Genomic DNA, 1,963 nt, shown 5'->3' with positions numbered 1-1,963 from the left:
CATCCCGCCCAACGATGGTCAAGTCCATTTTATTGTGTAAATTTCCCTTTGATAGAAACATGGACCTGATGACTTGATGGATGGCAGGTAAGTCCGGCAAGGCGACCGGCAGGGAGACTTGCCGGACAAACAATCATGTTGTCAATGAACAGGCGTGTCAAGGCGCTTTCGCGGCATATCCTCGCTTCGCTGCGGTATTCCACGTTCCCCTTGACACGACAAAGTCATTATCCCACTTTCTTGATCGTGGAAACTTCCTCGTTCATCGTTTGAACTTCTTGACTTTTCGTTTTCCGCCACTGCCAATAGTCGGACATATCCAGGTATTTGCGTCCCGATATCCATTTTTCGTCCATTTCGATCAACACGGCGCCTACGAGGCGATACACGGATTCCCGGTTCGGAAAAATGCGGATCACCCGTTCTCTGCGGCGGATTTCCTCATTGAGCCGTTCGATGCCATTGGTTGTGCGCAGGCGCCGCCGGTAACGGTCCGGATAGTCCAATACGGCGGTGGCGTCTTCGAATCCCTCTTCGAGGATTTGCATCGCTTTAGGGACTTTCTCCTCCCATTTGGCCAACACTTGTTCCAATAACAGCCGTGCCGCCTGCTTATTGGGGGCGTGAAGAATTCCGCGAATCTCATCGAGTAAAGCATTCTGTACAGACTTTGGTGCCGCATCGAGGATATTGCGAATAAAATGCGTTTGGCACCGCTGCCACGTCGCGCCTTGGAAATGTTTTTCAATGGCTCGTACCAGTCCGCCGTGTTGATCGGAAAGGATCAAGTCCACTCCCCGGAGTCCCCGATCTCTCAACCATCCGAAAAACTCGCTCCAGCTGGTTTCCGATTCGCTGTTTCCGATTTGCAGGCCAAGAATTTCCCGGTATCCTTTCTCGTTCACCCCGACGGCGATGAAAACGGCCCGGGAGCGAACCTGACCATCCTCCCGCACTTTCGTATAAATGGCATCCACCAACACAAACGGATACACGTGTTCATGAAGGGAACGTTGATTCCAATTTTGGATCATCGGATCCAGTCCTTTGCACAACGCGGAGACCGTGGACTTGGAAAACGAAGTCCCGCACAATTCTTCTGTGATTTGGGTGATCTTGCGGGTAGACACTCCGTTTACGACCATTTCCATGAGGGCCAGTACCAGAGCTTGTTCGCTCCGTTGATAACGTTGAAAGAGTTCGGTGGAAAATTCCCCATCCCTTGTCCGCGGCACGCGCAAGGTCAACCGTCCCACCCGAGTCGTCAATTGCCGGGGATAAGACCCGTTTCGATAGCCTTTTCGTTCCTCTGTGCGCTCATAACGGCCGGCGCCAAGTTGATCCGTTAACTGGGCTTCAAGGATTTGATTCAAGACCTGTTCCAACAGTTTGGCCAGTCCTTGATCTTGCGACAGGAACCCGTGCAGGATTTCATCGCTTATTGTAATATTGTATTGAGCCATAGTTGCTTTCCTCCTTTTTGTTTTTTGTTTTGGTCAATGTCCATTCTATCAAAGGGAAAGCAACGTGGCTCTTTTTACATTTCCTTTTTACACAATTTTACGGACTCAACTGTCTTGCGATATGGCAGTTTGGACAGTTTGATGAGCGTTTGGATCGATCGTTCCTGTTTTTCGATGATTTCCGCCTCTAATAAGCGGAATAAAAACTCCGAATATGGTATATTATGAGTAGCTGCGTATTCTGCCATGGCGGACCATCGCTCCGCCATGACAGGCAAATGAAGACGGTGGCAATACTCGTGTATTTGTTCTTTCATGAGCTTTCCCCTCGCAGGAATGTGTCATAAACGGACAATGGACGAGTATCCACCTTCCACCGAAACAGGCGAAATGGTGACGGCCATTTCCGTCTGTTTCTTTTTGATTTTTTCGGCGAATGAAATCACTTTTTTCTGTTGGTTCAAGTAAGAAATCTCCTCCCCTCGATAATACAATCGAAT

1 protein-coding gene and 2 pseudogenes are annotated in these 1,963 nt (G+C 49.3%); all 3 read right to left on the bottom strand.

Translation table 11 applies throughout. From position 1 onward, the window contains the following. Positions 1-227 precede the first annotated feature (227 nt). Positions 228-1,463, bottom strand: a complete 1,236-nt coding sequence (locus CCB157_RS17005) for an IS256 family transposase (protein WP_077616958.1) — start codon at positions 1,461-1,463, stop codon at positions 228-230. A gap of 101 nt (positions 1,464-1,564) precedes the next feature. After that, a pseudogene (locus tag CCB157_RS17000) lies at positions 1,565-1,780 on the bottom strand (ATP-binding protein); the annotation flags it as partial. Beyond that, a pseudogene (locus tag CCB157_RS16995) lies at positions 1,777-1,963 on the bottom strand (IS21-like element IS5376 family transposase); the annotation flags it as partial. The pseudogenes CCB157_RS17000 and CCB157_RS16995, both read right to left, overlap by 4 nt.

The organism is Caenibacillus caldisaponilyticus, assembly GCF_002003465.1.
Lineage (GTDB): Bacteria > Bacillota > Bacilli > Bacillales > Sporolactobacillaceae > Caenibacillus > Caenibacillus caldisaponilyticus.
This window is presented reverse-complemented; position numbering and strand designations above follow the sequence as displayed.

What these genes read in the sequence shown, in the direction of transcription:
- CCB157_RS17005 (WP_077616958.1), bottom strand. Translation starts at nt 1,463, where the DNA reads ATGGCTCAATACAATATTACAATAAGCGATGAAATCCTGCACGGGTTC.